The organism is Koromonas soli, assembly GCF_059726265.1.
The window spans coordinates 1,175,684-1,202,041 of record NZ_AP040872.1; the positions used below are offsets into that span (position 1 = coordinate 1,175,684).

General features: G+C 56.9%; 21 protein-coding genes. 8 read left to right on the top strand and 13 right to left on the bottom strand.

Features of this window, described 5'->3' with window-relative positions:
* Window positions 1–12 precede the first annotated feature (12 nt).
* From AC6IY8_RS05120 to AC6IY8_RS05135, 4 genes are all read left to right on the top strand, one after another.
* Window positions 13–2,688: a PD-(D/E)XK nuclease family protein gene (locus AC6IY8_RS05120; protein ID WP_497777627.1), complete on the top strand. Its 2,676-nt coding sequence runs from the start codon at window positions 13–15 to the stop codon at window positions 2,686–2,688.
* Complete coding sequence (locus tag AC6IY8_RS05125) at window positions 2,681–6,154, top strand: UvrD-helicase domain-containing protein (RefSeq protein ID WP_497777628.1); 3,474 nt, start codon at window positions 2,681–2,683, stop codon at window positions 6,152–6,154. Before AC6IY8_RS05120 ends, AC6IY8_RS05125 begins: the two co-directional genes overlap by 8 nt.
* A 75-nt stretch (window positions 6,155–6,229) precedes the next feature.
* Window positions 6,230–7,444: a hypothetical protein gene (locus AC6IY8_RS05130; RefSeq protein ID WP_497777630.1), complete on the top strand. Its 1,215-nt coding sequence runs from the start codon at window positions 6,230–6,232 to the stop codon at window positions 7,442–7,444.
* A gap of 92 nt (window positions 7,445–7,536) precedes the next feature.
* Window positions 7,537–8,217 carry a MarC family protein gene (locus tag AC6IY8_RS05135; RefSeq protein ID WP_497777631.1) on the top strand — a complete coding sequence of 227 codons (681 nt, stop codon included), beginning with the start codon at window positions 7,537–7,539 and terminating at the stop codon, window positions 8,215–8,217.
* A 66-nt stretch (window positions 8,218–8,283) separates the two neighbouring features.
* Here the strand turns inward: AC6IY8_RS05135 and glpX are convergent, their stop codons facing one another.
* The 3 genes from glpX to AC6IY8_RS05150 all read right to left on the bottom strand — a co-directional run bounded on the left by glpX (window position 8,284) and on the right by AC6IY8_RS05150 (window position 11,306).
* Window positions 8,284–9,321 carry a class II fructose-bisphosphatase gene (gene glpX, locus AC6IY8_RS05140; RefSeq protein ID WP_497777632.1) on the bottom strand — a complete coding sequence of 346 codons (1,038 nt, stop codon included), beginning with the start codon at window positions 9,319–9,321 and terminating at the stop codon, window positions 8,284–8,286.
* A gap of 124 nt (window positions 9,322–9,445) precedes the next feature.
* The gene (locus AC6IY8_RS05145; RefSeq protein WP_497777633.1) at window positions 9,446–10,624 is read right to left on the bottom strand and encodes an acyl-CoA dehydrogenase family protein; all 1,179 of its coding nucleotides are present in this window, start codon (window positions 10,622–10,624) and stop codon (window positions 9,446–9,448) included.
* A 154-nt stretch (window positions 10,625–10,778) separates the two neighbouring features.
* Window positions 10,779–11,306: a YfiT family bacillithiol transferase gene (locus tag AC6IY8_RS05150; RefSeq protein ID WP_497777634.1), complete on the bottom strand. Its 528-nt coding sequence runs from the start codon at window positions 11,304–11,306 to the stop codon at window positions 10,779–10,781.
* A 251-nt stretch (window positions 11,307–11,557) separates the two neighbouring features.
* Between AC6IY8_RS05150 and AC6IY8_RS05155 the strand changes: the two genes are divergently transcribed.
* On the top strand, window positions 11,558–11,737 hold the full coding sequence (locus tag AC6IY8_RS05155; protein ID WP_497777635.1) for a hypothetical protein: 180 nt from the start codon (window positions 11,558–11,560) through the stop codon (window positions 11,735–11,737).
* A 65-nt stretch (window positions 11,738–11,802) separates the two neighbouring features.
* On the opposite strand, the gene AC6IY8_RS05160 is transcribed toward AC6IY8_RS05155, so the two are convergent.
* The gene (locus tag AC6IY8_RS05160; protein ID WP_497777636.1) at window positions 11,803–13,128 is read right to left on the bottom strand and encodes an NAD(P)/FAD-dependent oxidoreductase; all 1,326 of its coding nucleotides are present in this window, start codon (window positions 13,126–13,128) and stop codon (window positions 11,803–11,805) included.
* Between the two features lie 375 nt (window positions 13,129–13,503).
* Between AC6IY8_RS05160 and AC6IY8_RS05165 the strand changes: the two genes are divergently transcribed.
* On the top strand, window positions 13,504–14,169 hold the full coding sequence (locus AC6IY8_RS05165) for a sugar transferase (protein ID WP_497777637.1): 666 nt from the start codon (window positions 13,504–13,506) through the stop codon (window positions 14,167–14,169).
* Between the two features lie 63 nt (window positions 14,170–14,232).
* On the opposite strand, the gene AC6IY8_RS05170 is transcribed toward AC6IY8_RS05165, so the two are convergent.
* The 6 genes from AC6IY8_RS05170 to AC6IY8_RS05195 form a co-directional block, all read right to left on the bottom strand.
* Window positions 14,233–15,222: a polyprenyl synthetase family protein gene (locus AC6IY8_RS05170; RefSeq protein ID WP_497777638.1), complete on the bottom strand. Its 990-nt coding sequence runs from the start codon at window positions 15,220–15,222 to the stop codon at window positions 14,233–14,235.
* 100 nt (window positions 15,223–15,322) lie between these two features.
* Entirely contained in the window at window positions 15,323–15,823 is a 501-nt protein-coding gene (locus tag AC6IY8_RS05175; RefSeq protein ID WP_497777639.1) for a YajQ family cyclic di-GMP-binding protein, read from the bottom strand.
* A gap of 184 nt (window positions 15,824–16,007) precedes the next feature.
* Window positions 16,008–16,742, bottom strand: coding sequence for an autotransporter outer membrane beta-barrel domain-containing protein (locus AC6IY8_RS05180; RefSeq protein WP_497777641.1), 735 nt, complete (start codon window positions 16,740–16,742; stop codon window positions 16,008–16,010).
* 141 nt (window positions 16,743–16,883) lie between these two features.
* Window positions 16,884–17,390, bottom strand: coding sequence for a hypothetical protein (locus tag AC6IY8_RS05185; RefSeq protein ID WP_497777642.1), 507 nt, complete (start codon window positions 17,388–17,390; stop codon window positions 16,884–16,886).
* A 122-nt stretch (window positions 17,391–17,512) separates the two neighbouring features.
* The gene (locus tag AC6IY8_RS05190; protein WP_497777643.1) at window positions 17,513–18,463 is read right to left on the bottom strand and encodes an SDR family oxidoreductase; all 951 of its coding nucleotides are present in this window, start codon (window positions 18,461–18,463) and stop codon (window positions 17,513–17,515) included.
* 130 nt (window positions 18,464–18,593) lie between these two features.
* Window positions 18,594–19,937: a nucleotide sugar dehydrogenase gene (locus tag AC6IY8_RS05195; RefSeq protein ID WP_497777644.1), complete on the bottom strand. Its 1,344-nt coding sequence runs from the start codon at window positions 19,935–19,937 to the stop codon at window positions 18,594–18,596.
* Window positions 19,938–20,111: 174 nt separating this feature from the next.
* On the opposite strand from AC6IY8_RS05195, the gene AC6IY8_RS05200 reads away from it, so the two are divergent.
* Window positions 20,112–21,074, top strand: coding sequence for an alkaline phosphatase family protein (locus tag AC6IY8_RS05200; RefSeq protein ID WP_497777645.1), 963 nt, complete (start codon window positions 20,112–20,114; stop codon window positions 21,072–21,074).
* A gap of 5 nt (window positions 21,075–21,079) precedes the next feature.
* Here the strand turns inward: AC6IY8_RS05200 and AC6IY8_RS05205 are convergent, their stop codons facing one another.
* Window positions 21,080–23,011: an alpha/beta hydrolase family protein gene (locus tag AC6IY8_RS05205; protein ID WP_497777646.1), complete on the bottom strand. Its 1,932-nt coding sequence runs from the start codon at window positions 23,009–23,011 to the stop codon at window positions 21,080–21,082.
* A gap of 125 nt (window positions 23,012–23,136) precedes the next feature.
* Between AC6IY8_RS05205 and AC6IY8_RS05210 the strand changes: the two genes are divergently transcribed.
* Window positions 23,137–23,631: a hypothetical protein gene (locus AC6IY8_RS05210; protein ID WP_497777647.1), complete on the top strand. Its 495-nt coding sequence runs from the start codon at window positions 23,137–23,139 to the stop codon at window positions 23,629–23,631.
* An 18-nt stretch (window positions 23,632–23,649) separates the two neighbouring features.
* On the opposite strand, the gene AC6IY8_RS05215 is transcribed toward AC6IY8_RS05210, so the two are convergent.
* Window positions 23,650–24,948, bottom strand: a complete 1,299-nt coding sequence (locus AC6IY8_RS05215) for an ArnT family glycosyltransferase (RefSeq protein ID WP_497777649.1) — start codon at window positions 24,946–24,948, stop codon at window positions 23,650–23,652.
* A gap of 91 nt (window positions 24,949–25,039) precedes the next feature.
* Complete coding sequence (locus AC6IY8_RS05220) at window positions 25,040–26,245, bottom strand: ABC transporter permease (RefSeq protein ID WP_497777651.1); 1,206 nt, start codon at window positions 26,243–26,245, stop codon at window positions 25,040–25,042.
* Window positions 26,246–26,358: the final 113 nt, after the last annotated feature.

Consider the following 26,358-nt stretch of genomic DNA (forward strand, 5'->3'; position numbering starts at 1 on the left):
GCCGGAGGCGACATGACGGGCTATTGCGAGGGCTTTGAGCAAGCGGTTACGGCCGTCATCTCCGGCGCCACGGTCCTGACTCCGAATACGCGTTCTGCCCGAGCTATTCGCTCCGCCGCCGAGCAACGCCTTCGCGAGACGAGTGTTGCGTGGCTCACTCCGGAGGTAATGCCCTTCGGGGCATTCATCGAGCGCCTGTATTCCGATGCGCTTGTGCTTGGTCTTCTTCAACGTCATCCCTTGCAGCGCGAGCAGGAGCTTCAGCTATGGCGGCAGGTGATCGAGCGCTCCTCGAGCGGCCGCGAACTTCTACTGCCCGACTCTGCCGCGGCGCTTGCAGCCGAATCCTTTCGGACAGCCTCTGAATATCAGATCGCACTCACTTCTTCGCAGATGAGCCTGTCCAGCGACACGCGTGCCTTCTCCGGTTGGGCGGCTGAATTTTCCCGCCAGCTTGCTGCGCACGGTTGGACGTGCCCCGCGCTGTTCATGCACGAGCTGGCACCCCATCTGCGTTCACTGAACCTTCCTGAACAGATATTTACTTATCTTCCTGAAGTCACTCCTGCGCAACAGGACTTTCTGAACTCACTCGCAGACGCGGGCGTGGACGTTTCAATCGCTCCGGAGATTTCCAGCGAAACTGAGGAACATGTTGAGCGCTATGAGTTCAACGGCGTAGTCGATGAATTGCGCGCTGCTGCCACATGGGCCCGAAGCGAGCTCCAAACGTCGCCTGCGTCGCGCATCGGTATCATTGTGTTCGATCTTGAGCGCAAGCTGCCGCAGGTTGAGCATGCGTTTCGATCCATCCTTCATCCGGAGCATTTGCTGGGCGTTCATTCACCAGCGGCCTTTGAGGTCGCCGCTCCCATTCCGCTCGACGAATATCCTGTCGTTCGCCACGCTCTTCAGTTGCTGTCGATGTTTGCTGCGCCAATCGATTTCCATGTATTTTGTGAAATCTTCACCTCGCCATACATCGATGCCGATTCCGAAGCCGCCGCGAAGTTTGTGTCTCGCGTGCGGGGGGATGCGCGCCGTCACGTGAGCATCGAGAACATCAGTGCCTGGCTTCGTGAGTCGAGTGAGCTACCGCATTTCAGCGCCGCCATGAATTCGCTTCCAAAGCCGTTGACGCTTGCCGCCGAGCATCCTGCGACATATTGGGCTGAGGTGTCGCGCAAAATTCTTGCGGCATTTGGATGGCCGGGCCGCGTCGCTTTGAACAGCGAAGAATTTCAATGCACCGAGAGCTGGCGCGACCTGCTCGTCACGATTGCATCGCTCGAACTGTTCGATTGGCGCACGGACTTCAATGGCTTCCTGCAACGGCTCACGCGTGCCGCTTCCGGCAGGAGCTTCAAGCCAGAAAGCCACAATGCACCGGTGCAGATCATGAATGTTGCGGAGTCTGAAGGTTCTGTCTTCGATGCAGTCTGGATCGCCTCCTGCAGCGATGATCTGTGGCCTGATTCGCCTCGGCACTCGCCTCTGATTCCCATTTCACTGCTGCGGGAGGCGGGCGTGCCACTCACCGGGTCTCAAGCCGCCGAATCTCGCACACAACGCATCACCTCCCGACTGCTGCAATCTGCTCCTGCTGTTCGTCTCAGCATGGCGCGCCGCACAGAGGATGAACGTGAGCAGCGCTGGAGCCCACTTTTCGCGCATGTTCCTTCGGTGGAAAACATGCCGGCTGTGCTGGCGATGCCAACTGCGAGCTTCGAACCGGCGAATCTCGAATCGATCTCCGACAATGCTGCTCCGGCTTTGCAAGCCGGCGAGAAGGCTTACGGCGGCACTTCGCTTCTACAGGAGCAATCGGCATGTCCGTTCCAGGCCTTTGCCAAGCGCCGTCTTCTTGCACGCGAAGCGGAAGGACCGAGCGAAGCCGTCGCCCCCACTGAAAGAGGCAGGGTCATCGAACTCGCGTTGCAACTGATCTGGGAGGAACTGAAGGACAGCACCGGCCTCCATCGTCCCGACCTCGGTGAGATCGTCGACACCGCGGTGGACAGCGCGATGCACAAGGTCCTGCCCCCTACTTCCGATCCGTGGACGATTCGCTTCCGTACCCTTGAACGCCAGCGCACAATTGATGTAATTCAGGACTGGTTAGCCGTGGAGGCCTCGCGCCCGCCGTTCTCCGTGGTGGACCACCAGATCAAGATCGAGGTGATGATCGGAGGGCTCGCCATAAGTGGACGCCTTGACCGTCTCGATCGCATTGATCACTCGCAACTCGTGCTCGATTACAAGACCGGCACGTCCCTGGGCGTAAGTGCTTGGCAGGTACCGCGTCCGCGCTTGCCTCAGTTGCCGTTCTACGCCGTCGCAATGCGGCGGCAGAATCTTGATATCTCGGGAATTGCTTTCGCAGTGGTTCGCAAGGGAGAGAGTGGATTCAAAGGCTATCTTCAGGATCCCACACTCCTGCCTTGCACCAATCCTGCAATGCGTACTTTCGAAGGCAGTGCATTTGATGAATATGCCGAGCGCTGGGCAGAGGAGTTGGAGCGCATCGCCACGGCCTTCGTGCAGGGCTCTGCCGCCGTAGATCCCAAGATTCCACCGGGACGGAATGGCTCATCGTGTGAGCACTGCCATCTCACCGCTTTGTGCCGTGTCGGGGATGTCGCACACGACGATACCGAGAGCGATGCTGGAGAGGAGAGCGATGAGTAGCCCCAGTCCTCGTGCTGTTCCATCGGATGATGGCGTCCGTCGGGCTGTTCTCGAAACCACTCGCTCGTGGATGCTGCAGGCCCCAGCCGGCTCAGGTAAAACCGAGCTGCTCATGCAGAGATTCCTCGCCTGCCTTGCAACCGTAGAGCAGCCCGAATCGGTGCTCGCCATTACCTTCACTCGCAAAGCTGCCACCGAGATGCGCAACCGCATTCTCGCGGCCTTGCAGCGTGCCAGCCAAATCAGCGATGCCGATCTGTGCGAATGCCCGGCGCATGAGCAACAATCACTGCAACTCGCTCGTGAAGTCCTTCGTACCTCCACTGCCCTCGGCTGGAATCTGGTGCAGCATCCATCTAGGCTGCAGGTTCGTACGCTCGATTCATTCTGCGAAGCCGTTGCGCAGCGTGCGCCGTTTAAGGGACTGCTCGGCGGAGTCGCCAATGTCAGCGAAGACGCGCGTCCGTTGTACGAACTGGCAGCGCAACATGTGATCGACCAGCTCGCGTACGAAGGCACCCGCGGCGACGCTGTTGCTGCTTTGCTGCAGCATCTCGACAACGACGTACGCGGAGTTCGCAATCTCCTTGCAGCTATGCTTGCGCAACGCGATCAGTGGCTGCATTTCCTCGGACGCTCCGATAATCTTGATCCCGCTCAACAGCACGCGCTTCGCACCCGGCTTGAGTCGGCTCTTGCGCTTGCCGTGGAAGAGGATCTCGCTCTGGTTCGAATGCACATGAAGTCGGCGTTGAGCAGTGTGCAGGAATTAGAGTGCCTTGAGCTGATGCGCTATGCAGTTCGTCAACTTGCAGAGATTGCTGAAGCCACACCCGCGACGATTGACTCGATTGCCGCCACGGCCGAAGTCTTAGCCATTCCATCCAGACCCGATTCAGCCTCGTGGCCCGGCGCTACGGCTTCTGATCTCGGTGCATGGAGAAACATCTCCGACTTCCTTCTGACATCTGGCAACGCTGCATTTCGTAAGACAGTGGATAAGCGCCGGGGTTTTCCTGTGTACACGCTCGAGCAGAAGGAGATGAAGCGCATCTGCGTCGAGCTTCTTGGTACTCTGGCGAACCTTCCCAACTCAGCCGAACTCTGCAACGCGCTGCATAGAATTCGTCGCATCCCCGATCCGCACTACACCGACTCACAATGGCAATTCATGCTGGCGGTGCTTGAGCTACTGCCTCTCGCGGCCGCCAACCTCAACCTTGTGTTTGCCGAACAGGGCACCATCGACTTCGCCGAGTATGCGCAGCGCGCGCTCGATGCCATTGGACAGCAAGGCGACCCAACCGAACTGGGTCTGCAACTTGGATATCGCATTCGCCACATTCTTGTTGACGAGTTTCAAGACACCAGCCGCGTGCAGGTGGAGTTGCTTTCACGCCTGCTCGGTACATGGGAACAGGATGAGCCCTGTTCGACCTTCTTCGTTGGCGATCCCATGCAGTCCATCTACGCGTTCCGCCAGGCGGATGTCGCAATCTATCAGCAGGCGCGCAAAGATGGCATCGGTGGCCACGTTCATAGTTTTGACCGCCTCAGGCAGAACTTCCGCTCCCAGAAAAAGCTGGTCGATTGGTTTAACCGCGTGTTTCCCTCGGTTCTTCGCGAAGACAGCGACCTGACGAATTCTGTCCGATATTCACCGGCGGAGCCGTCGCGTCCCGCGCTGGATGGCGCGGCAGTGTTCATCAAGGGCTTCGCTCCCGGCGCGCGTGCGGCAGAAGCAATGCACCTTGCGACGTCCATTCGCCGCGAACTCGCAATTCCAACTCCGCCGGGGGAGAAGCCGACTACGATCGCCGTGCTCGTGCGCTCGCGAACTCATCTGCCGCATCTCGTCGATGCCCTGCGTGAAGCTGGCATTCAATATCGCGCTGTGAAGACGGATCGGCTTTCCGATCGCCCACTCGTTCGCGATCTGGATGCTTTGCGTTGTGCGATGTCCGACCTTGCCGACCGCACCGCATGGCTGGCCATCTTGCGCGCGCCGTGGTGCGGACTCACGTTGGCCGACTTGCTGGAACTCTGCCGCGGAGACGAGCGCTCCACCGTTCGAGAATTGCTCAGTCAGCGCGGCGATCAACTCTCCCCACAGGCGCGTCCTGCACTCGCGCGTTGTCTTCCGGTGCTCGACGATGCTGTTTCGAGAAGAGGGCGTGTTTCGCTTCGTGCGCTCGTCGAATCCACCTGGCTCAGGCTTGCCGGACCTGCCTGTATCTCAAGGCAGGAGCAGCAGCAGGGCATTCGTGATTCTGAAGCGTACTTTGCTTTGCTTGATGAACAATGCTCGGCAGGTTCGGTGCGCGATCCAGAATTGTTCGCCCGAAAGCTGCACGATCTGTTTGCACCCGCTGATACCCGCAGCGACATTCGCGTTGAGATCATGCCGATTCATCAGGCCAAGGGTCTTGAGTGGGATGTCGTTTTCCTCCCAGCGCTGGAGCGCCGTTCGCGGCAGGATGACAAGAGCCTGCTCTACTGGCGTCTGCGACGTCGGCACAACGAAGATTTCCTGTTGCTGGGACCACTCGAAGCCGCAGCGAAAAAGGATAGGAAATCAGCGACCATCGAAAGCTACTTACGCGACATCGCCAGCGACTGCTCACGGGAGGAGTTGAAGCGCCTGTTTTACGTCGCCGCAACCCGCGCGCGCAAGCGCCTGTATCTCTCCGCCGCAATTCCCGACAATGCACCGGACGCGAACTCGATGTTGCGCCTCTTGTGGAACGTACCTGAAATCCGTCAGACGTTCGCTCTTCCGGAACAAAAACAGCAGCTTGCTTTACCGCTTGAGACCGAGCGGCCTGAACTGCTACTCCGCCGTTTGCCTATGACCTACGCCGCCCCGCAACCGCCTGAGCCGTTGCATTGGCAGGCACACCAGCCTGCAGCAGCGGATGAGGTTCACCGCTTTGAGTGGGTGGGCGATCTCCTGCCTCGCATCGGCATCGTCGCACATAGTTTCCTGCAGCGCATTGCCCAGGATGGACTTGAGCAATGGAATGCCGAACGCCTCGAAGCTGCGCGGCCCGCAATTTCAGCAGCACTGCTGCGAGCAGGTGTATTGCGTGGCGAGCTGCGATTGAGCACCACCCGCGTGTACGACGTATTGACTCGTACCTTGGCCGACGAGCGTGGCCGCTGGCTACTCTCGCCTCACGAGGAGCCGCGTTGTGAGTTCGCGGTTTCCGCCGTGGTCGAGGGCGAGTTGCAACACGTGCGCATTGACCGCACCTTCGTCGAGCATGGCACTCGATGGCTGGTTGACTACAAAATCAGCGAGCAGCTCGGAGGCGACACGCAGCGATTCCTTCGCATGCAGGTCGAGAAGTATCGTTCTGACATGCAGCGCTACGTGAAAGTAATGCAGGTCTTGGATCCTCGACCAGTACAATGCGCGCTTTATTTCCCGCTCCTCCGGGCCTTCTGCCCGGTCGAGCTCGATTGAGCGCTGAGATTCCCGAACTAAAATAGCGCCGCACTCGTGCGGTGGTGGCGATAGGTTTAAACTCTTGTGTGTCGCATGAGCAAGATTCGGATCGCCATTGTCGTTCTTCTTCTCTGTCTAGCAGTCTTCATCCAGGCCTTTGGCGCGCAAGGAGTGCCGAAGGCAATCAGGCCTGAGAACAATGCTCTGGCTGCCCGGGGATTCGAAGAGCTTTACAACATGGACTACGATGCGGCCCTCCGTGACTTCAGCCGGCTTCAGAAAGAGCATCCTTCCGATCCATTCACCTACAATTATCTTCTCGCGGCAGAGATGTTCAAGGAACTGAACCGCATCGGCGCACTTGATACCGAGACGTATTCGAGTGACAGCTTTCTCGAGAGTAAAGCCCGCAAACCTCTTGACCCGGCGGCGCAGAAGCGAATCTTCGATCTCATTGCAAAGGTAGAGTCGCTCTGCAACGCGCGCCTGCAAAAGAACGCGAACGACGCTGACGCTCTCTATGCCCGCGGAGTTGCGCGCGGCTTTCGTTCCACCTACATGGGCATGGCGCAGAAATCATGGATGTCCGGCATCCGCTCGGCACTTGCGTCACGGCGCGACCACGAACGGGTGCTGCAAATCGATCCCGGTTATGTCGATGCGAAAATGACGGTGGGCATTCACAACTACATTGTTGGCTCGCTTAATTGGGCAGGCCGCGTCGCCGTGGCACTCGTAGGCGTAACCGGCAATCGTCAGAAGGGTCTCGATTATCTACGCGAAGTCAGCCGCTCACGCGGCACGTCGAGCAACGACGCCGCTCTAGCATTAAGCCTCTTTCTCCGCCGCGAGCAGCGATACCCCGAAGCCCTTGCACTCGTATCGCGCATCTCTCATGAGTATCCTCGCAACTTCCTTCTCGCCGTCGAATACGCTCATCTGCTCAATGCCGCAGGTCATGGTCCTGAGGCGGTAGCACAGTATCAGCGCGTGCTGCAGCGCGGCAGGGAAGGGAAGTATTCGACCTTCCAGCCTGAATTAGCCGCGTGGGGTTTGGGTGTTGCTGCGCGCGGGCAGCGCGAATTCGAGCAGGCTGCACACGCCTTCCATCTAGTCACAACCTGCAAGGATGCCGACCCTGTGCTCATCGATCGTGCCAACCTTGCGGCGGGTCAGATGTACGATCTCCTGGACCGACGCGAAGAGGCCATTGAGCATTACCGCCAAGTCATTGCTGCGGGACGCGACGATGACTCCAGCTCCGCCGCCCGCAAGTACGTTCGTCGCCCATTTCGTGAACCGAAATAGCGGAGAGATGCTCGGATCGCGTTCCTATTCTCGGCGTTTTGGAATCCGCAACCATCCCGTGTAGGCTAGTTGTGGAGACATCGTAAGGCGTTATGTTCCTTCCATCTGAAGCAGCTCGCATTCATTCCTTCTTTACTTCCATCACCGAATTTTCATTTGTCGCATTCAGCTCGATATTCTTCCTGGTTGATCCGTTCGCCGCTGTTCCACCATTTTTGGCCATGACCAGTCATGCCGACTCGAACACGCGGCGTCGCATGGCCGCACGCGCTGCGTGGACGTGCCTGGTGGTCCTCAGCCTTTTCGCCATCTCGGGTACGTTCATCTTCAGGCTCTTCGGTATCACTCTTGCAGCGTTCGAGATCGCTGGTGGACTGATTCTGCTTCTCATCGGCCTCGACATGTTGCAAGCGCGTCGCTCCACCCAGGAAGGCACTAGCGAGACTGAGGAAGGCGCTCACAAAGAGGACATCGGCATTACGCCGCTCGGAATTCCTCTGCTCGCCGGTCCCGGCGCCATATCGACTGTCATGGTTCTCATGGGAGCCTCCCCCACATGGCAGCATGCGATTCCCATATTCGTTGCGATCATCGTTACGGCCTTCGCTAGCTACCACATTTTGGCGTCGGCTGATCGCGTCCGTCGCAGCATGGGAGAAACCGGCATCCGCATCATGATGCGAATCATGGGCCTCATGCTGACGGCAATCGCTGTGCAGTTTGTCATCAACGGACTTGCCCGCATCAACGTCATCAACATCACGCCGCAGTAGTGTTTTCCGAGCAGCAAAAAGACGCGACCTGAGTCGCGCCTTTTTTAGCTGTGAAGCTGCTTTGGATCAGAAGCGGACGGCGAAGTCCTTCCCCTGCTCGATGTGAATGCCCTCGATAAAGCGCACCTTGCGCGAGGCCATCTTCATCACAACTGACGATGTGCGCACGCCTTCGCCGAAGAAGCGAACGCCTTGCATTAGCGGGCCATCGGTGACGCCGGTTGCGGCGAAGATGATGTTTTCGCCCGGAGCGAGCTCCTCAGCGGTGTACGTCTTGTTCACATCGTTGATGCCGTATTGAGTCATACGTTCGCGCTGTTCGTCGGTGTATCCGGTCAGCCTGCCAACCATGTAGCCGTTCAGGCAGCGCATGGCGGCCGCAGTGATCACGCCTTCAGGCGCGCCGCCCGTGCCCATTACAGCGTGTACGCCAGTACCGCGAACGGCGGCTGCGATTCCAGGAGCGAGATCGCCATCGCCGATCAGCTTGATGCGTGCGCCAGCCTTGCGGATCTCATTGATCAGGGTCTCGTGACGCGGACGATCCAGCACGATGATGACAAGGTCTTCAACGTCGCGATTCAGAGCCTTGGCGATCATTCGCAGGTTCACCGCCGTCGGGGCGTCGAGGTCCACCGATCCTTTGCAGGCCGGACCGACAACAATCTTTTCCATGTAGCAATCGGGAGCATGCAGCAGTCCGCCGCCCTCGCTTGCCGCCAACACGCAGATTGATCCCGGAGCGCCTGTCGCTGTCAGGTTTGTCCCCTCCAGTGGATCGACCGCGATATCGACCTCTGGATACACGACGCCATCCTTCGGCGGTCGTCCGACTTTTTCTCCGATGTACAGCATCGGAGCCTCGTCTCGCTCGCCTTCCCCGATCACGATGGTTCCGCGCATGGGAACCGTATCCATGACCCGGCGCATTGTTTCTGTCGCTACCTGGTCAGCCCGCTTGCGGTCACCCGTTCCCATTTGTCGAGCCGAAGCGATCGCTGCCGCTTCAACCACTCGCAACAACTCCAGCGCGAGATCTGATTCCAGATTCGTCTGAACGTTGTCTTCCAGATGGACTGCTTTGTTGTAGATCTGTGTCGCCATAATTGCTCCTGATCCGACTGGTCGCCGCTCTATTTCTTTCTTGCGTTTGGCTGCGTACCGTTACTGCATTGCCCCGCCAAGGCCTTAGCCCAGATTGCGGCGGACGCAATTTTGCTGCTTAACCTCAAAACGCGTCTATGCCCGTCACCGCTGATCCCAGAATCAGCGTGTGCACGTCGTGCGTACCCTCGTATGTCTTAACCGACTCCAGGTTTGCCATGTGGCGAAACACCGGATACTCGTCGGCGATGCCATTTGCGCCCAGGATGTCGCGTGCTAACCGGGCACATTCCAGAGCCATCCACACGTTGTTCCGCTTAGCCATGGAGATATGGAAATGCTGTGCCTTACCCTGATCCTTGAGCCTGCCCACCTGCAAAGCCAAAAGTTGCGCTTTAGTGATTTCGGTGATCATCCACACCAGCTTCTCTTGAACCAGTTGATGGGATGCAATTGGCTGATCTCGAAACTGTTTGCGAAACTTGGAATATTGCAGAGCTGTGTCGTAGCAGGCCATTCCCGCGCCCATCACTCCCCACGCAATCCCATATCGCGCCTGATTCAGGCACATCAGCGCCGATTTCAGCCCCGAAGACTTCGGCAGCATGTCGCATTTTGGAATCCGCACATCCTGTAGCGAGAGCGATGAGGTCACCGATGCTCGCAACGACCACTTGCCATGTACATCTTTGGCTACAAACCCCGGCTTGTCCGTCTCAACCAGGAATCCGCGTACATCCCCGCCATGCTCCTCGCTTTTCGCCCACACAATGGCGACATCGGCGATCGAGCCGGAGGTGATCCACATCTTCTCGCCGTTCAACACATAACTGTCACCATCCAGAACTGCCCTTGTGCGCATTGCGCCGGGATTCGAGCCCGCATCTGGCTCCGTCAGCCCGAAACACCCCAGCTTCTCTCCCTTTGCCATTGCCGGAAGCCAGCGCTGCTTCTGCTCATCGCTTCCAAAGGTAAAAATCGGGTACATCACCAGGCTGCTCTGGACGCTGACAAACGACCTCAGCCCGCTGTCTCCGCGCTCTAGCTCCTGCATGATCAATCCGTACTCCACATTGCTCATGCCAGCGCAGCCGTAGCCCGTAAGTGTGGGGCCGAAGAAGCCAAGCTCGCCCATCGAGCCGACAAGCTCGCGGGGGAAGCGGCCCTCCCGATTGCACTCTTCGATGATGGGGATGATGTTATCTTCTACAAACTGGCGAGCGGTGTCGCGCACCATACGCTCGTCTTCGCTTAGCAGGGAATCGAACTCAAGGAAATCGACGCCTCGGAATTTGAGAGCCATAGGATGAGCCTTGCAAAAAAGCCTACAGGGTCCCTTTAGGACCCTGCGAGGACGCTTGACAGTATCAAAGCCCCATTCTGAACGTCAATGATCTTTACTAAACCTGCTCCGATTTGCCCTGAGCTGCCGTTTTCCGCTACTTAGCTGTTGAGGCCTACCACTGGTTGCGCTTGCGCAATTCGGTGATGTGGGCCACGTGATGGGCTCCATGCCACCGATACAAACTAAGCAGGTCATTCAAGGACAGGATACCTGCCTCGGGATGGGTCAACTTGCGAGCCCAATCCTCCGGCTTCAGGCTGCGCAACAACACAACCCATCGCGCATGCAGGCTCTCGACCAGCGCCAGGCTCACGTCAATGGGCGTAGCTCGACTATCCGCCAGCTCTGCCCATCGTGCTTCGTCGTAGGGTTTTATCGTCGGATTATCCTCGGTCATGGTCAGCTTGAATCGAACGTAGGCGTTCATGTGGCTGTCCGCAACATGATGCGTCACTTGCCGGACCGTCCAGCCACCCTCGCGATAGGGCGTGTCCAGTTGCTTTCCGTTCAGGCCTGAGATTGCCTGCTTCAGGTTTTCTGGAAGCTCCGCAATGGCATCGATCAGTCTCTTGCGTTCTTCTTGAGTCTTGGGTGGATTGGCTTTGTCGTGTTTTCCAATGGGATAGCGTAAGTCTTCCATGCTGTGCCTCCGCTAGCAGCTCACCACCTCTGCAGAATACAACCTCCTGATATACAATCAAAAGGCTACCCGGCGGCGTGCTGATCTTCCGCTCCGTGCCAATTATCTTTGGTGCGTCCCGCCGTGGGTTCCGGTGCAAGCGAAAGCTTCCTGGGTGGTTACTGGGCAGAAGCCCGCATTTGTTTGCGGTGTCCCATGCCCTGCCAGAGCAATTCCGCCGAGCCTCGCGCCGGCCCATTAGGAGATACAGAATGGCTAAGATCGCAAAGACTGGTGATCGCAAGAAGGTAATGGACACCTCCAAGAGCACCAATTGTCCCAAGTGCGACAAGCCCACCCGCATCGTCAAGCGCGTCAAGGATCGTGAGCGCAACGTGCCCGGTGGCGTGTTTATCTCATGCTCTGCTTGCGAGTTCTACGAAAAGCTCTAAGCAAACGCTAACTTGAAGCCAAACGCGCTCCCTCCTGGGGCGCGTTTTGTTTTGCACTCCTTGCCTTACCCGGCTTTCCTTTCCACTTCCGGTTCGTCCACGTGCTGGGGAACCGCCACACTCGCTGGAACGACCGAACGGCTTGAACCAGTAATCAGCCTTGCTCCACGCTGGAACGTGACATAGGCCCAGAACCACTCCCAAAGAACCTGCACGCGATTACGGAATCCAATCAGGAACAACAGGTGGACGAAGAGCCAGGTGAGCCAGGCAAAAAAGCCACTCATCTTGAAGCCGCGGATATCCGCAATCGCCGATGACTTTCCGATAGTGGCAAGGCTTCCCTTGTCGAAATAATTGAATTTGCGCCGAGGTTCATTGCGCAAGTCGCCCAGTATGCATCCTGCTGCAAACTTTCCCATCTGAATAGCGCTTGGCGCAAGCCCCGGGACCGGCTTCCCGTTCTCTTGCACGACGGAGGCGAGGTCACCCAGAACGAATACTTCCGGGTGCCCAGGAATCGAAAGATCCGGCTCTACTTTCACTCTTCCGGCACGATCCGTAGGCGCTCCCAGCAGCTTTCCAAGCGGTGATGCCGCCACGCCAGCCGCCCAGAGCACGACCGACGCCGGAATCGCCTGATCGCCGACATAAACAGTGTCCGCGGTTATGTTCGTGACGGCGGTTCCGGTATGGACCTCCACTCCCAGCTTCTCAAGTTGCCGCACGGCCGACTGCGACAAGTCCTCCGGAAATGCCGGAAGGATTCGTGGACCGGCTTCGACCAACATCACCCGAGTGCTTCGAGGGTCGATGGCGCGGAAGTCCGCCGCCAGTACCTTTCGCGCAATTTCCGCCAGCGCACCAGCAAGTTCCACACCCGTTGGGCCGCCGCCCACTACAACGAAATTGATTGGCTTCCTGTTGCCTTGCAGCGCTGCATCGCGCTCGGCGAGTTCGAAGGCCAGGAGCATGCGGCGACGAATCTCCGTGGCGTCCTCCACGGTCTTCAGCCCCGGAGCATATTTTGCCCATTCCGGATGCCCAAAATACGCATGCGTCGCGCCAGCGGCCACAATGAGGTAATTGTATGAGATCTCTTCTCCATCGAGGAGCACTTTACGGTTCTCAAGGTCAAATCCTGTCGCCTTTGCCAGCAGAACCTCGATATTCTTCGCCCGTCGGAAGATGTGTCGTATCGGATACGCCATCTCTCCCGGTGACAGTGCCGCAGTCGCAACCTGGTACAAAAGTGGTTGGAACGTGTGGTGATTTCGGCGGTCCACTACTGTCACGCGGACGTTCTTGTCCGCAAGTGCGTGCGCTGCATACAATCCTGCAAAGCCTGCGCCGATGATGACGACATGGGGAACGGATGGAGTGCTCGGCATATCTTTGAAGCCTTCACTTTGCATACAGGAATAGATTCACTGCTGGTATAGATGAGCAGGTGCACCTGTAGGTCTCCATCGCTGCGCGGTATTCCCAGAAGAAATTGTTTTCTTCAAAGAAATCAGAGATGAATGAAGTCTCTCGTTTTGCCTTCGTTGTGCTACTCTGAACACACCGTTCGAAGAACCTGTCTGCTCTGAGGTTTTCGCGAACTCTTTCGGCACGAGCTGGATATTTCGCGCTTGTTGAACCGAATCCCAAACGGTTGCAGTCCTCAACAGGACAGGGAATTCACTGCTCGCGGCCAGCAATATCGATGAACGGCGGTTGTTGAATAGCAGAATCCGGAGCGGAGACTCCGGTGGGAGTTTGCAGTGGGCAGTTTCGCCTCGTCCGGATTCGGACAGAGCCCATCCTTCGATGAACGCCGATGGAGCGTGGGACTCGAGCTTTTCGCTAAACGAAGCTTCGACTTCGCTTTCGCAATTCTCACCTTACTTTTCATTTCTCCCTTGCTGTTACTAATCTCAGTTCTCATCAAGCTCGATTCCGATGGCCCAATCCTCTACGTCTCCGAAAGAATCGGCACCAATGGCAAGCCCTTTCGCTTTTTGAAGTTCCGGACCATGGTTGAGGACGCCGATTCCCTGAAAGCTTCGTTGCTACACCTGAACGAGAGACGTGGCAATCTCTTCAAGATGTCCAACGATCCACGCGTCACTCAGGTGGGCAGGCTGCTTCGGCGCTACAGCTTAGATGAATTACCGCAATTTTTTAGCGTCGTGACCGGAGACATGAGTCTCGTTGGCCCTCGTCCGTGCCTGCCTGGCGAATATGCACATTACAGTCAGGAACAGCGTCGCCGGCTAGAATGTGTTCCCGGAATCACGGGACTCTGGCAGGTCGTGGCGCGACGTGAGCCCTGCGTGGACACATACTTCGCATTGGATCTCTATTACATCGAGAACTGGAGTCTCTGGCTCGATTTCAAGATTCTGGCCAAGACCCTACCTGTGGTTCTATCCGGAACCGGCGAGTAGAAGCCGTATTGCGCAACAAAAAAAGGGGCTGAGGCCCCTTTTTCGTTTCGACTTTACGGATGCTTATTTCTCGCGAGCTACAACAAAGTGCGGCAGCCACAACAGGGCGCGCTTGAAGTCGTTTTCCGGGAATCCGTCCAGTTGCGCAATGGCATGGCTTGCATACCTCGCAGCTTCTTGATTAGCCGCAGAAATCGAATCGTAGCGCCCCAGGATAGTGAGAATGTCCTGATGCGTCACGCCATTGAATGCCCGCTGCTCGAGCACCGTTTGAATCTTGGCGCGCTCCTCCGTCGTGCAGCGTTCCAGAGCATGGATTACAGCCAGCGTTGCCTTTCCTTCACGCAAATCGCTAGCTACAGGCTTGCCCAGTGTTATCTCAGATGCGGTCAGGTCGAGCACGTCGTCCGTAATCTGGAAAGCCATTCCGATCGCGCGGCCATATTCGCGCAATTTGAGTTGATGCTCTTCGCTCGCTCCAGCCAGCACCGCGCCAAGTTGCATGCACACGGCAAAGAGGCAGGCGGTCTTGCGATAGATGAGGTCGAGATGGCTGGGGCGTGAAATCAGCGATCCCAGTTTTTCCATCTGCATCAACTCGCCTTCCACCATCTGTTTCGTCAACTCGGTCAGCAGGTCCAGCACCAGCAGGCTGCGCTCTTCCAGCGAGATCTGGAACGCCTGCATGTAGAGCCAGTCACCTGCCAGCACGCACTTCGGGTTGCCCCAGATCGTGTTCGGCGATGGACGCCCGCGGCGAATCTCGGCATCGTCGATGATGTCATCGTGGACCAGCGTGGCCGTATGAATAATCTCAACAACCGCTCCGAGCCTTACGGCTCCGGTGCCCTTGTAGTCCAGCATTTTGGCGGCGAGCAGCAGAAGTGCCGGACGCAGGCGCTTTCCGCCACCCTGGCGAAGGTAGTCGCCGATCTCCGTGATTGCCCGGACGTTTGAAACGCTGTAGTCGCCGAACTCGCGCTCAATCGCATCAAGGTCTTCGCGCAGAAGGTCGAAAATTTCTTTGCCCGTCGCTAATGCCAAGCTGTTCAAGGTTCAAACCTTACATCGATCTATTGGATTCCGGTTGAAGCTGTTGGTTCCCATCCGCCAGAGGCTTCCCTCAGCCACTTTTGCGTACGGCGCAACTTAATTAATTATTGCGATAGTTCGTGAACTGCATATCGATTCCGAAGTCCGTGTTGCGCAGCAGAGCAATGACATCCTGCAGACTGTCGCGATCTTTTCCTGTGACCCGGACGATATCTCCGTTAATCGAGGCTTGCACTTTCTTCTTCGAGTCCTTGATTGTCTTCACAATCTCGCGGGCTTTTTCGATGGCAATGCCTTGCTGCAGCTTCACCTTCTGGCGCACAGTCGAACCCGCGGCAGGCTCGATCTTTCCATATTCAAAGGATTTGAGCGAGACATTGCGTTTGACCAGTTTGGACTGCAGTACGTCGATGACGGCTTTGAGCTTATATTCATCTGCCGAAGTCAGAACGAGTTCCTGCTTTCCGTCAAACTGGATGTCTGAGTGGGAACCCTTCAGGTCGTAGCGCTGATGGATTTCCTTCAGGGCCTGCTGGACGGCGTTAGAAACCTCCGGCAGGTCCACATTGCTGACGATGTCGAATGAGTTTTCAGCGGCCATGAGTCTCTAGTGTATGACAAAGTGAGGTTTCCCGCATATGTTGAATTGTCACGGGGAGAGAGGGCAGCCAGAATCTCAGGGCAAAGCCGTAGAGAAGCGCGCATTCAACGTCCCGGCCATTCGCGATGAAATAACAAAGGGAGGCGTTAAGCCTCCCTCATCGAGAACTGTTTTGCTTGGCGACTTAGCGTCCACCAAAGCTGTATCCCACGTAAACCATCCCTTGGGTCACCACGTCGCTGCCATACTGGTTGAAGTTTGGCACATAACGCAGATCGAACTGAGGGCGCACGAAGAAGTTGTTCTTCAGATAGATCGGCACACCCGCCCCAAAATGAAGCTGGAAGTGATTGGCGCTGGAAAACTGTTGCGATGAGTTCGAGTTGCCGACCACCGTAGAGGAATTGATGACGTCATAGAAGCGCATGTTGACGCCGCCAAATCCACCTTGCAGTTCAAGAGCAGCGCGTTTGCTCTGCACTGGACGCACAAATCCGTTGAAGTCATAGAACGTCACACGCGACTGGAGCTTTTCGCCGAATCCGGATGATGATGGCGACACCACCACATAATCCTGCTTGGCTGGCTGGAAGTTCACCGCCGCGCCGACTCCGTATTTTTTCGTGAGCATGTAGTGCCCGTCGAACCCCATCATCACACCCGAAAGCTCGGGTGTAGAGGAGCAAGCTGAATCCGTCGCGGGCGAGCAGGAGAGGAGAGTGTTGAGGTCAATGCCTGAGCTGGGCGCTTTCGCGTGAGCACTACCCAGTCCAAAGCTTACGTCAAATGATCCCGCCTGGGCGTTTGCCAAGGGCAGAGTTACACACAGGGAACAAAACAGCAGTAAGCATAGGAATCCGCGTTTCACTCCTTGAGGAATCGCCGAACCTGACCCATCAGACTTCTGCTCTTTGCTCATGCTTTGCTTCCTTTCCACATCGATCTTCTTGAGTTGTTGCTGACATCTAGGATGTCACCAACTCGAGGGAATCTTCGCATCCTGAACAAAAATGAGAGTATGAAGTACGAATTGTAATGTGCGCTTTACAAAAGCCACGTACTACTTCTGCGGCTGTGGGTTTACTTGGTCTTCGACGTTCGTTTCGCAGCGGATGTGGTCGGCATTTTTCACCAGATACTTCACCTGCGCCTCATACCACTTTCGTTTACGCAATATCTGCTGCACCGCCGCGGTCATCTGGTTCTGCGTCCAGTTACCTCCAAGCGGAGGCTCGGTGAACGTGACTCCATTGGCGTTGCTCACAAAAGCCGCATTGTTTTCGATGCTGTAAGTGCGGTGTCCCTTGATGCGGATGTCGAACACCTTTCCCGCATCCCGCTTGGGCGAGGTGAAGACTATTACCGTCAGATACTTCGCGCCATGGTAGGCCTTGCTGTCCTCGTGATATCCCAGCGCAAGCGTTTTCGTGTTCTCAACGTTCACCCACTCGTACTTGCCGGTTGCGAGGCATTGCGCCGCGTCCCAGAGCAGGGCCGGAGGCTTGTCCTGTGCATACAGCGATGTACAGGAGGCGACAAAGAGCAAAAGAGCGAAGGTGTATTTCATCAATGGCATTCCTCAGGAGGAATAAACAAACAATGTGTCTTGACTGAACTGACGAGCCTATCCAGCCGCAAGCTCAAAGTCAATGATTCCACATTATCCATGAGCGTCTATCGCCCACGCTATCAGCGCGCCGAAGTTGCCATTCCGCGATACCACTGGATTGTCCGACGCAATCCCTCTTCGAAATTCACCGTCGTCTCATAACCAAGTGCTTCACGCGCCCGAGAAATATCAGCCAGAGAATGTGCAATGTCGCCGGCCCGTGCATTGGCATACTCAACAGGTCCCGTGTAGCCGGTGAGTTCGCGCAGGCATTTCACAGCGTCATTCAATGTAATCCGCTGCGCCGTCGCCACATTGAACACCCGTCCTGACACTTTCTCCGCCGGAGCAGACATCGCCAGCAGGTTCGCATTCACGACGTTCTCGATATATGTGAAATCGCGGCTTTGCGTGCCGTCCCCATAGATCACCGGAGTGGTTCCGCTCAGCATCCCAAGCGAGAATTTCGCCAGCACTCCGGAGTATTGCGAGGAGGGATCTTGGTGCGGTCCGAAAACATTGAAGTACCGGATCGTAACTGTCTCCAGCCCATACACTCGCGTAAAGCTGCTCATGTAGTGCTCGCCCGTAAGCTTGCTTACCGCATACGGAGAGATCGGTTCGGGCCTCATGTCTTCATGCTTCGGCAGCGTTGGTTGGTCTCCATACGCCGAAGACGATCCCGCATAAACCACCCGCTTCACCTTGGCATCACGAGCCGCCACCAGCAGGTTCAGCGTTCCCGTCACGTTCGCCGCATTCGATCCAACCGGGTCCTTCACCGAACGAGGTACGCTTGCCAGCGCCGCCTCATGAAACACGTAATCGACCCCCGCGCACGCTTGCGCGCACAGTGCAGGATCTTCAATGCTGCCCTCGATGAATTCGATTCCGTTAAGGTCTTCCAGATTGGCGCGCTTGCCCGTCGCAAAATTATCAATACCGCGAACCGAAGCGCCCTTCGCGAGCAGTGCGCGAGCAATATTGGATCCAATAAATCCGGCAATTCCGGTGATGAGATATTTGGACATCGTTCTTCGTTAGCTCCGAAAACCAGCCACATCCTTCGGGCACAGTCGTGGACGTCTGCCCGCAACAGTAATACACGTCCCGCATCGCAGGACGTGTATCTGTTTTCTGAGTTGTGGCCTCTATTCGATTCTAGCAGTGAACGATGTTGTCTGCGGTAATGCCTTTGGTGGCATTGCGCGTGTCCACCACAAGCTGAGCTTCCGCGACTATCTGCCGATAGTCGTAATTGCTGTGGTCAGTCACAATCAGCACTGCGTCATACTGTCCCAGATTTTCCATCGAAGTCGATGTCATATTCAGATCGTAGTGGCGTCCGCGCCCGACAGTAGGGAAGTACGGATCGTTGTAGTACACCTCTGCACCCGACTTTCGCAGCAGCTCGATTACCGTCAGCGATGGCGATTCGCGTAGATCGTCTATATCGCGTTTGTACGAGAGACCCAGCACCAGGATGCGCGATCCGTTCAGGCATTTTTTGCGCTCGTTCAGCGCCTCCGATGTCTTCTCGATAACGTAGTACGGCATGTCGCCGTTGACTTCGCCTGCCAACTCGATAAACCGCGTGCTGAAGTCGAACTGCTTCGCCTTCCACGACAGGTAGTACGGATCGATCGGGATGCAGTGCCCGCCCAATCCCGGTCCGGGATAAAACGCCTGGAACCCGAAGGGCTTGGTCTTCGCAGCGTCGATCACCTCGAAGATGTTGATCCCCATGCGGTCGCATAGCTGCTTCAGTTCGTTCACCAGCGCAATGTTCACGCAACGGTAGATATTCTCCAGCAGCTTCGTCATCTCCGCCGTCGCCGGAGATGACACCGGCACCGTGCGATTGAAAATGCTGCTATACAGCGCCGAAGCCAGCGCCGTTGCCGTCGGTTCCAGCCCGCCCACAACCTTGGGAATATCCCGCCTCGCAACCGTGTCGTTGCCGGGATCTTCGCGCTCTGGCGAGAAAGCCACATAGAATCCGGCATCGCCCGTCTGCCGTATCGCTTTCAGACCCGCGGCGTTTCCCGACTCCAGAATGGGAATCAAAACCTCCTCAGTTGTGCCGGGATAGGTCGTGCTCTCCAGCACGATCAACTGTCCTTCACGCAGGTGGGGAGCTATGGCATGTGCCGTCTTTTCGATGTAGCTAAGGTCAGGCTGATGATATTCATCGAGCGGAGTTGGCACGCAAATGATTACCGCATCCATCTCTGCAATCTCTGAATATGCGCTCGTAGCGCGGAATCCTGCCCCCTGTGCCCGAGCGATTTCGCTGCCGGGAATGCGCACGATATATGAGTTGCCGGAATTCAGAGCTTCGATTTTCGCAGGATCGATGTCGAATCCTGTTACCCGGAACTTCTGTTCGCTGAACAGCAGCGTAAGCGGCAGGCCGACGTACCCCATGCCGATAATGCCGATGCGAGCCTGGCGCGTGGCAATGAGGGATTCCAGTTTGGACGAGTGCGAAACGGAAACTTGCATCGGTGAGCCTCCACAAAGAAACAACATCCCCTAATCTAGCAAAAAGGAGCCTGTGCAGGCCCCTTCGTTCCATGTGAGATGCTGAATCTTATCCAGGAGTCCACGTCTCAAATCGGAATACTCGCACCAAACACCGGCATTCGCGCTCGCATCTGAGTTCTCTCGGAGGCACGCGTGTCCGCTCTTAAATATCGGTTGACCCCGTCCAGAATATTTCTCTTACTTGCTTGCCTTGGCCTCGCGCTGCTTCTGTATTCCTGTGGAACCGGACGCAGTAACACGGCCACATCTCCCTCTCCCTCACCAACTCCCACACCCGTGCCGAACAAGGCGGACCACGTCGTTCTTGTCGTTCTAGAGAATGCCAGCTATTCCGAGGTGGTGGGCAGCGCCAGTGCTCCTTACCTGAACTCGCTCATTCCACAGGGCGCGCTGGTACCAAACTTCTATGCCAACACTCACCCCTCCATCGGCAACTACTTCATGCTCACCACCGGACAACCTGTGACCAACGACGACAACTACACGGGCACGGTCACCCCGCCAGACATGGCGACCGAGGAAGCTGCTGCTTCCAAGACCTGGAAGGTGTATGCCGAAGGTATTCCTTCCGTGGGCTACGTGGGCGACAGCACGGGAACCTACCTAAAGCGCCACAATCCATTCGCCTACTTCACCGATGTCGCCGGAACTGCTGCGGCCAACAACATCGTCCCGTTCACGCAGTTTGCCACCGATGTGACCGGAACGTTGCCCAACTTCACCATGATCGTCGGCAATATCTACGACGTCGCACACAACTGCGTCCCGACGGTCCCCACCTGCACGACAGCAGTTCGCGTACAGCAGGCCGACAATTGGCTCAAGACGACGCTCCCACCCATCCTTGCCAACGCCGGTTTTCAAAGTGGCGGTCTGCTGGTCATCACTTTTGATGAGGCGGAAATAACTGATCTCGCGTTCGGTGGCGGGCACGTTGCGACTCTATTGCTGGGCACCAACGTCAAAGTCGGATACCAGGCGACCGGCACCTATCAGCATCCCAGCCTCCTGCGCCTGATGCTCTCGGCGCAGGGAATCAACACATGGCCCAATCTTTCCGCCATCTCCCCCGACATGGGAGAAATCTGGAAGTAAATCCGTTATTGAATTCCGCAGCCGCAACCGGGTGAGGGAACACGCACGCGTAGGAAATCCGCCACCCTTTGGTACGCGTCGATCTGGTTTTCAACCCTTGCGAACCCGTGTCCCTCGTTTTCGTAAATCTTCAGCATTGCGGTTCCGCCCTGCTTTTTGATCGCATCCGCCACCTGCTGAGCTTCGCTTTTCGGGCATCGCGGATCATTGCCGCCTGCCAAGATCAGCAGCGGAGCCTTCACTTGGTTGATGAAATTGATCGGCGAGCGCTCCTGCCACCGCGCTTTGTCCTTCACCGGATCGCCCATGAACAGCCGGTCGTATTCCTGCAACTGCGGGTCTTCGTTCTCAAACTCCGTGAACCAGTTCACAAAGGGCACGATCGGAACTCCTGCGGCCCACATCTCCGGATGCTTCGTCACTGCCATCATCGTCAGGTACCCGCCATAACTGCCGCCCATCACAATCAGCTTCTTAGGATCAACAAATCCGCTCCGTACGATGAACTCCGCTGCGCCGAGTACGTCATTCAACTCTTCGCCGCCAGCGTCGTGCCGGTTTGCCTCCTGGAACTCCCGCCCGTACCCTGTCCCTCCGCGATAATTCGGCGCGATTACCAGATAACCCTGATTGTTCATGTACTGGATGAATCGGTTGAATCCGTCCACCGACTGCGAAGCCGGTCCGCCATGGATGTACACAATTGCGGGATACTGCTGATTCCGGACGATATTGTTCGGCACATACGCCCAGGCCGAGATCGTGAACTTCCCATCCTTGCTCGGGTAGTGGACGAGTTTCGGCGTGACCATACTCGCTGCGCTCAGTCCCGCTACAAACGAATCCGTAAGCTGCACCGAGCTCTGTGTTTTCAAATCGAGCACATGCAGGTCATTCGGAGCCTTCGCCCCGGTGTGGGAGTAAAGCAGCCGCTGTCCATCACGCGAAAACGGCGAGACATCCCCACCGAAACCATTCACGCCTTCCGGCACAGGAAGTTTCTGCACCTCGCCGCCCGCGACCGCACGCGAATACAGCGCCTCGCGTCCATCGACGTTCGCGGTCCAGTAAATGCTTCGCCCGTCGGCAGAAAAAGCGTGCGCCCTGATCTCCCACTTATCGCTTGTCACCCACGTCAGCTTGTGAGAAGCCACGTCGAGCAGAGCCACGTTCTCATAGCCATTCTCGGCATTGCTCGTGATCAGCAGCGTCTTTCCATCGGGCGAAAAAGCGGCTGCCACATGCGTCTTGTCGCCCGTGTGTTCCGTCAAATTCGTCGAGCTCTTCGCCGCTACGTCATAAAGAAAGACGTTCGAGTCCTTGCCGCTCGCGTTCTCCTGCGTGTACGCAATGAACTTGCCATCCGGAGACCACAGCGGATGCATATTCCCAAGCTGCGGCGGCGAGTTACGTGTCACGTGCGTTGTCCGGCGCGATGTGATGTCGATGATGTCAATTTCAAAGCTTGGCGAGGTCTTCTTCTTCGTCATGTACGCCACCAGCTTCGAATCGGGAGACCACGCCGGAGCCTCCTCAGCGGAATTCGGCGCAGCCGTCAGGTTCGTCACCTCGCCATTCGCGGGGCTCGCCAGGAAAATGTCCCACAGCTCATTGCCATCCTTGTCGCTCATATAGGCGATCCATTTGCCGTCCGGAGACCATGCCGGCGAAGCCTGCCGCTGGTCGCTGATCGTGAGCTGTGTCGGCCAGCCTCCCGAAGCAGGCACCGTCCACAGATTGTTTCTTCCGCTGATGTTCGAAACGAAAGCAACGCGCGATCCATCCGGCGACCAAGCCGATCCGCCGATCTGCCTCGTGCTGTAGAGCGCGGGAATCGTGAACTTCTGCAGGTTCTCGACCGTTGCAGATTGAAGCTGTGCTGGATCGGTGATGGCCTGTGGTACGGGAAGCGACTGCGCTGCGGCTAGAGTGCTCATGCACATGACAATAGCAAATGAGAGGCGTGAAAACATGGCATGCAGTGTAGCAAAGCCGCGCCCTTTCCGATCAGCAACGGCCAGAATCTCTGGCACCGCACTCCGCTCTCGGCTACCATACCCGCATGGACTCTCGAATCGCCGAGATCGGATTTCCAATCCTGCTTGCGCTTCTGGCGGTGCCTCTCTACATCACCCTTCTCATGTGGGTGCTCAGCCGTTTGAGTGGATGGGCCCTGCTCAGTCGTCGCTTCACCCAGGCGGAGCCCTTCTACGGCGCTATTTGGAGATGGCAGAGCGCACAATTCCGCCGCTGGTGCAATTACAGCAACTGCCTCACGTTCGGAGTCAATGAGGAAGGACTCCACCTCGAAGTCATGGCGATACTCATACCATTTCGCCTCTCTCATCCTTCGCTGATGATTCCTTGGCAGGAAATACAGGTCGAAACCGGCAAGGTGTTCTTCAACCTTCGCGACGTAGCCACATTCCGCCTGGGATCTGAGGAGCAGGTCACCATGCGCGTTTACGGCAAGATCGTTAGCCGCATTCGCGAAGCCGCAGGATCGCATTGGCCGCTCCATCCGCAGGAACAGTTTGTCCTTCAGATGAAAGGCTAGTAATTAGTAGATGAAAAGCTAGCTTGCCTTCACCAATGGCTGTGCAATTTCAGGCACGCTCCGCTTCCGTTCATAGGCCACATACGCATACGCCATCATCACCACAAAAATCGGATCCATCGGGTGCCGATAGTCGTAGCTCGGATGCGTGATGTAGTAAGGAGCAGGGAAGAACAGCAGGAACAGCAGCATCGGCATCAGCATTGCCCCAAATCCTCGCCACCACGCTATTGCAAATCCAACACCCGCAATTAGCGTCATCGCCGTGAAGTACACGGCTGCAAACAACTCCATCGGCTCTCCACGCAGATATTCCCGACTCGCGCTCCAGAATCCGGTCCAAACAAATAGCGCACGCCGAGCGCTCAACTCCACAAACTCTGCCGGATGCTGTTGGATGTACTCCTTTGCCTGCAACTTCTTCGAGTCCATATACCCCATCTCGCCGAAGCGCGCCCACTCCTCTCGTTCCTGCGCCGAGTTCGACGGATGCACAGCATCGGGACATGGCTGGCGATGGTCGCCATTGTTGCCCACATGCATCTCCAGCCAGAAGTTGTCGCGCACCGGTATGAAGCGATGGAACACCACATAATTCCTCGCCACCCAAGGCCCCGTGATTGCCAAGAACACCAGTGCCGAAGCCGTCGCTGGCCATAACCAACTATGCCCCTGCCGCTGATGTCGCCACGCAATCCACAACCCCATCGCCGGCAGTGCCGCCAGTAGCGCCGTGCTCGTCAGAGCAGCCACGCCCCACGTGAAGCCCCACAGCAGCCACACTCGCAGCCGTCCGTCGCGTTCCACTCTGTACGTCAGCGCGAACAAACATGCGGCCAGCAGCGTGATGAGTGTGTTCTCCCAAATGCGTTCGCCTGCAACGTAAATCGAGTAGGGAAGTAACGTCCAAGTCCACCCTGCAATCTCGGCCTGCTTTGCCGAACCCTTCCCAAACACTCCGCGCACCGTAGCTCGAATCGGTAGCGCCGTCAGTGCTCCGAACAGCGAATTCAGGCCAAGGATGAACCACGCCGCGCCCGCCGTGTAAATCCCAAACAGCTTGAACCCCGTTGCAATCAGCAGCGGATACATCGGCGCGACCCATGCCGTCGGCCCCGAAGGCTCGTACAGCGGTGAAGCAAACCCGCGTCCTTCGAAGATCGCCCGCCCCACACGCCCCATCTCCCACCCAAACCTCCAGTGGTCAAGCGCCGGATTCAGGTGATAGCGATACTGGTAGGCAACCGACCCCAGGCGCAACAGTAGGCCAACGGCGACCATTAGTGCGCCCGAATGTCTCGACCAGAATCGGCTCATCTCGAATGGGAGTCCAGTTCGCAACTCTGAGTTGTAAAACGAAAACCCCAGGTTCTAAGAACCCGGGGTCCGTCTCGTAACCGAATATTTCCTACTCGTATCGCAGAGACTCCGTCGGTTGCAGTTTCGATGCCTTGTTCGCCGGAAGATACCCAAACAGCACTCCCGTTGCGCAAGACACCACAAACGCCGCCACCACCGAGTAAACCGAAATCGGAATCTTCAGTCCCACCTCCGGCGGAATCAGTGGTTCTACGATGATCTTTATGCTCACCGCGATCAGGATGCCGATGATCGCACCCAAGCCGCTGATGACCAGCGCCTCGATCAGGAACTGGTACAGAATCTCATCCCGTTGCGCGCCCACCGCCTTGCGCAATCCAATCTCGCGCGTACGCTCCGTCACGGTTACGAGCATGATGTTCATGATGCCCACACCGCTGATGATCAGCGCGATCGTCCCCACCAGCATCAGCACCATCGTAAGAGCCATGGAGATCTTGCGGGCAGCTTCCAGGATCGATGAGAGGTTCTGTACGGCATACACTGCGCCCGGCGTATGCCGAGCCTTGAGCAAATTCTGCACCGCCACTGTCGTCGCCGGAACGCTGTCGCCCGAATCCGTCTGTGCGTAGAGCGTCTTGATGTAATCGTGTCCGGAGTAGTACTTGATCAGCCCAAACGGAATCAGCACCGACTGCGATGTGATCTCCGATTGCCCAAACGTAGCTACGCGCTCGCGGAACACCGCGATTACTGTGAACGTCTGTTCGCCCACCCTCAACTGCCGCCCAATCATTGGTCCCGGAGGCAGTTGCTTCGCGAGATCCTGCGTAATCAGGCACCCTTTTGCCCCGGTCTTCTGGTCAAGGTCGTCAAAGAATCGGCCTTCGAGTATTTGCAGATTGCGAATTTTCTGAAAGCCCTGAGTGACGCCTATCAGGGCGACCGGTTTTTCCTGCCCATTGATAACGACGCTGGTGGCCATGTCATAGGTACCTGCCACCTCGATCACGTGTGGCAGATTCCGAATGGCCTCCATATCGTTCAGGCTGATTTCGTCTGCCTGCGATCGCGCGCTGGCCGTCCCTCCCATATACCCGGCATACACCAGGTTGGAGCCGACGCCCTCGATCTGCGCCAAAACGTAGGTCTTGCCGATCAGTGCAATCGTCACCACCAGCACAATGCAGGCCGACCCGATCACGACGCCCAGCATCGTCAGCGCGGCCTTGACCTTGTTGGCGCGCAATGCGTCGATTGCGACCTGCCATGTTTCACGGCTGATATTTGGCATGATTTCCTTTATTTCTTCTCGCCATTAGTTTCAGGTGTTGATCAACGAATTTGCAAGTGCAACTGCAATTCGGAACCTTCCCCAATCTCGCAAACAACCACGCACTAAGTCAT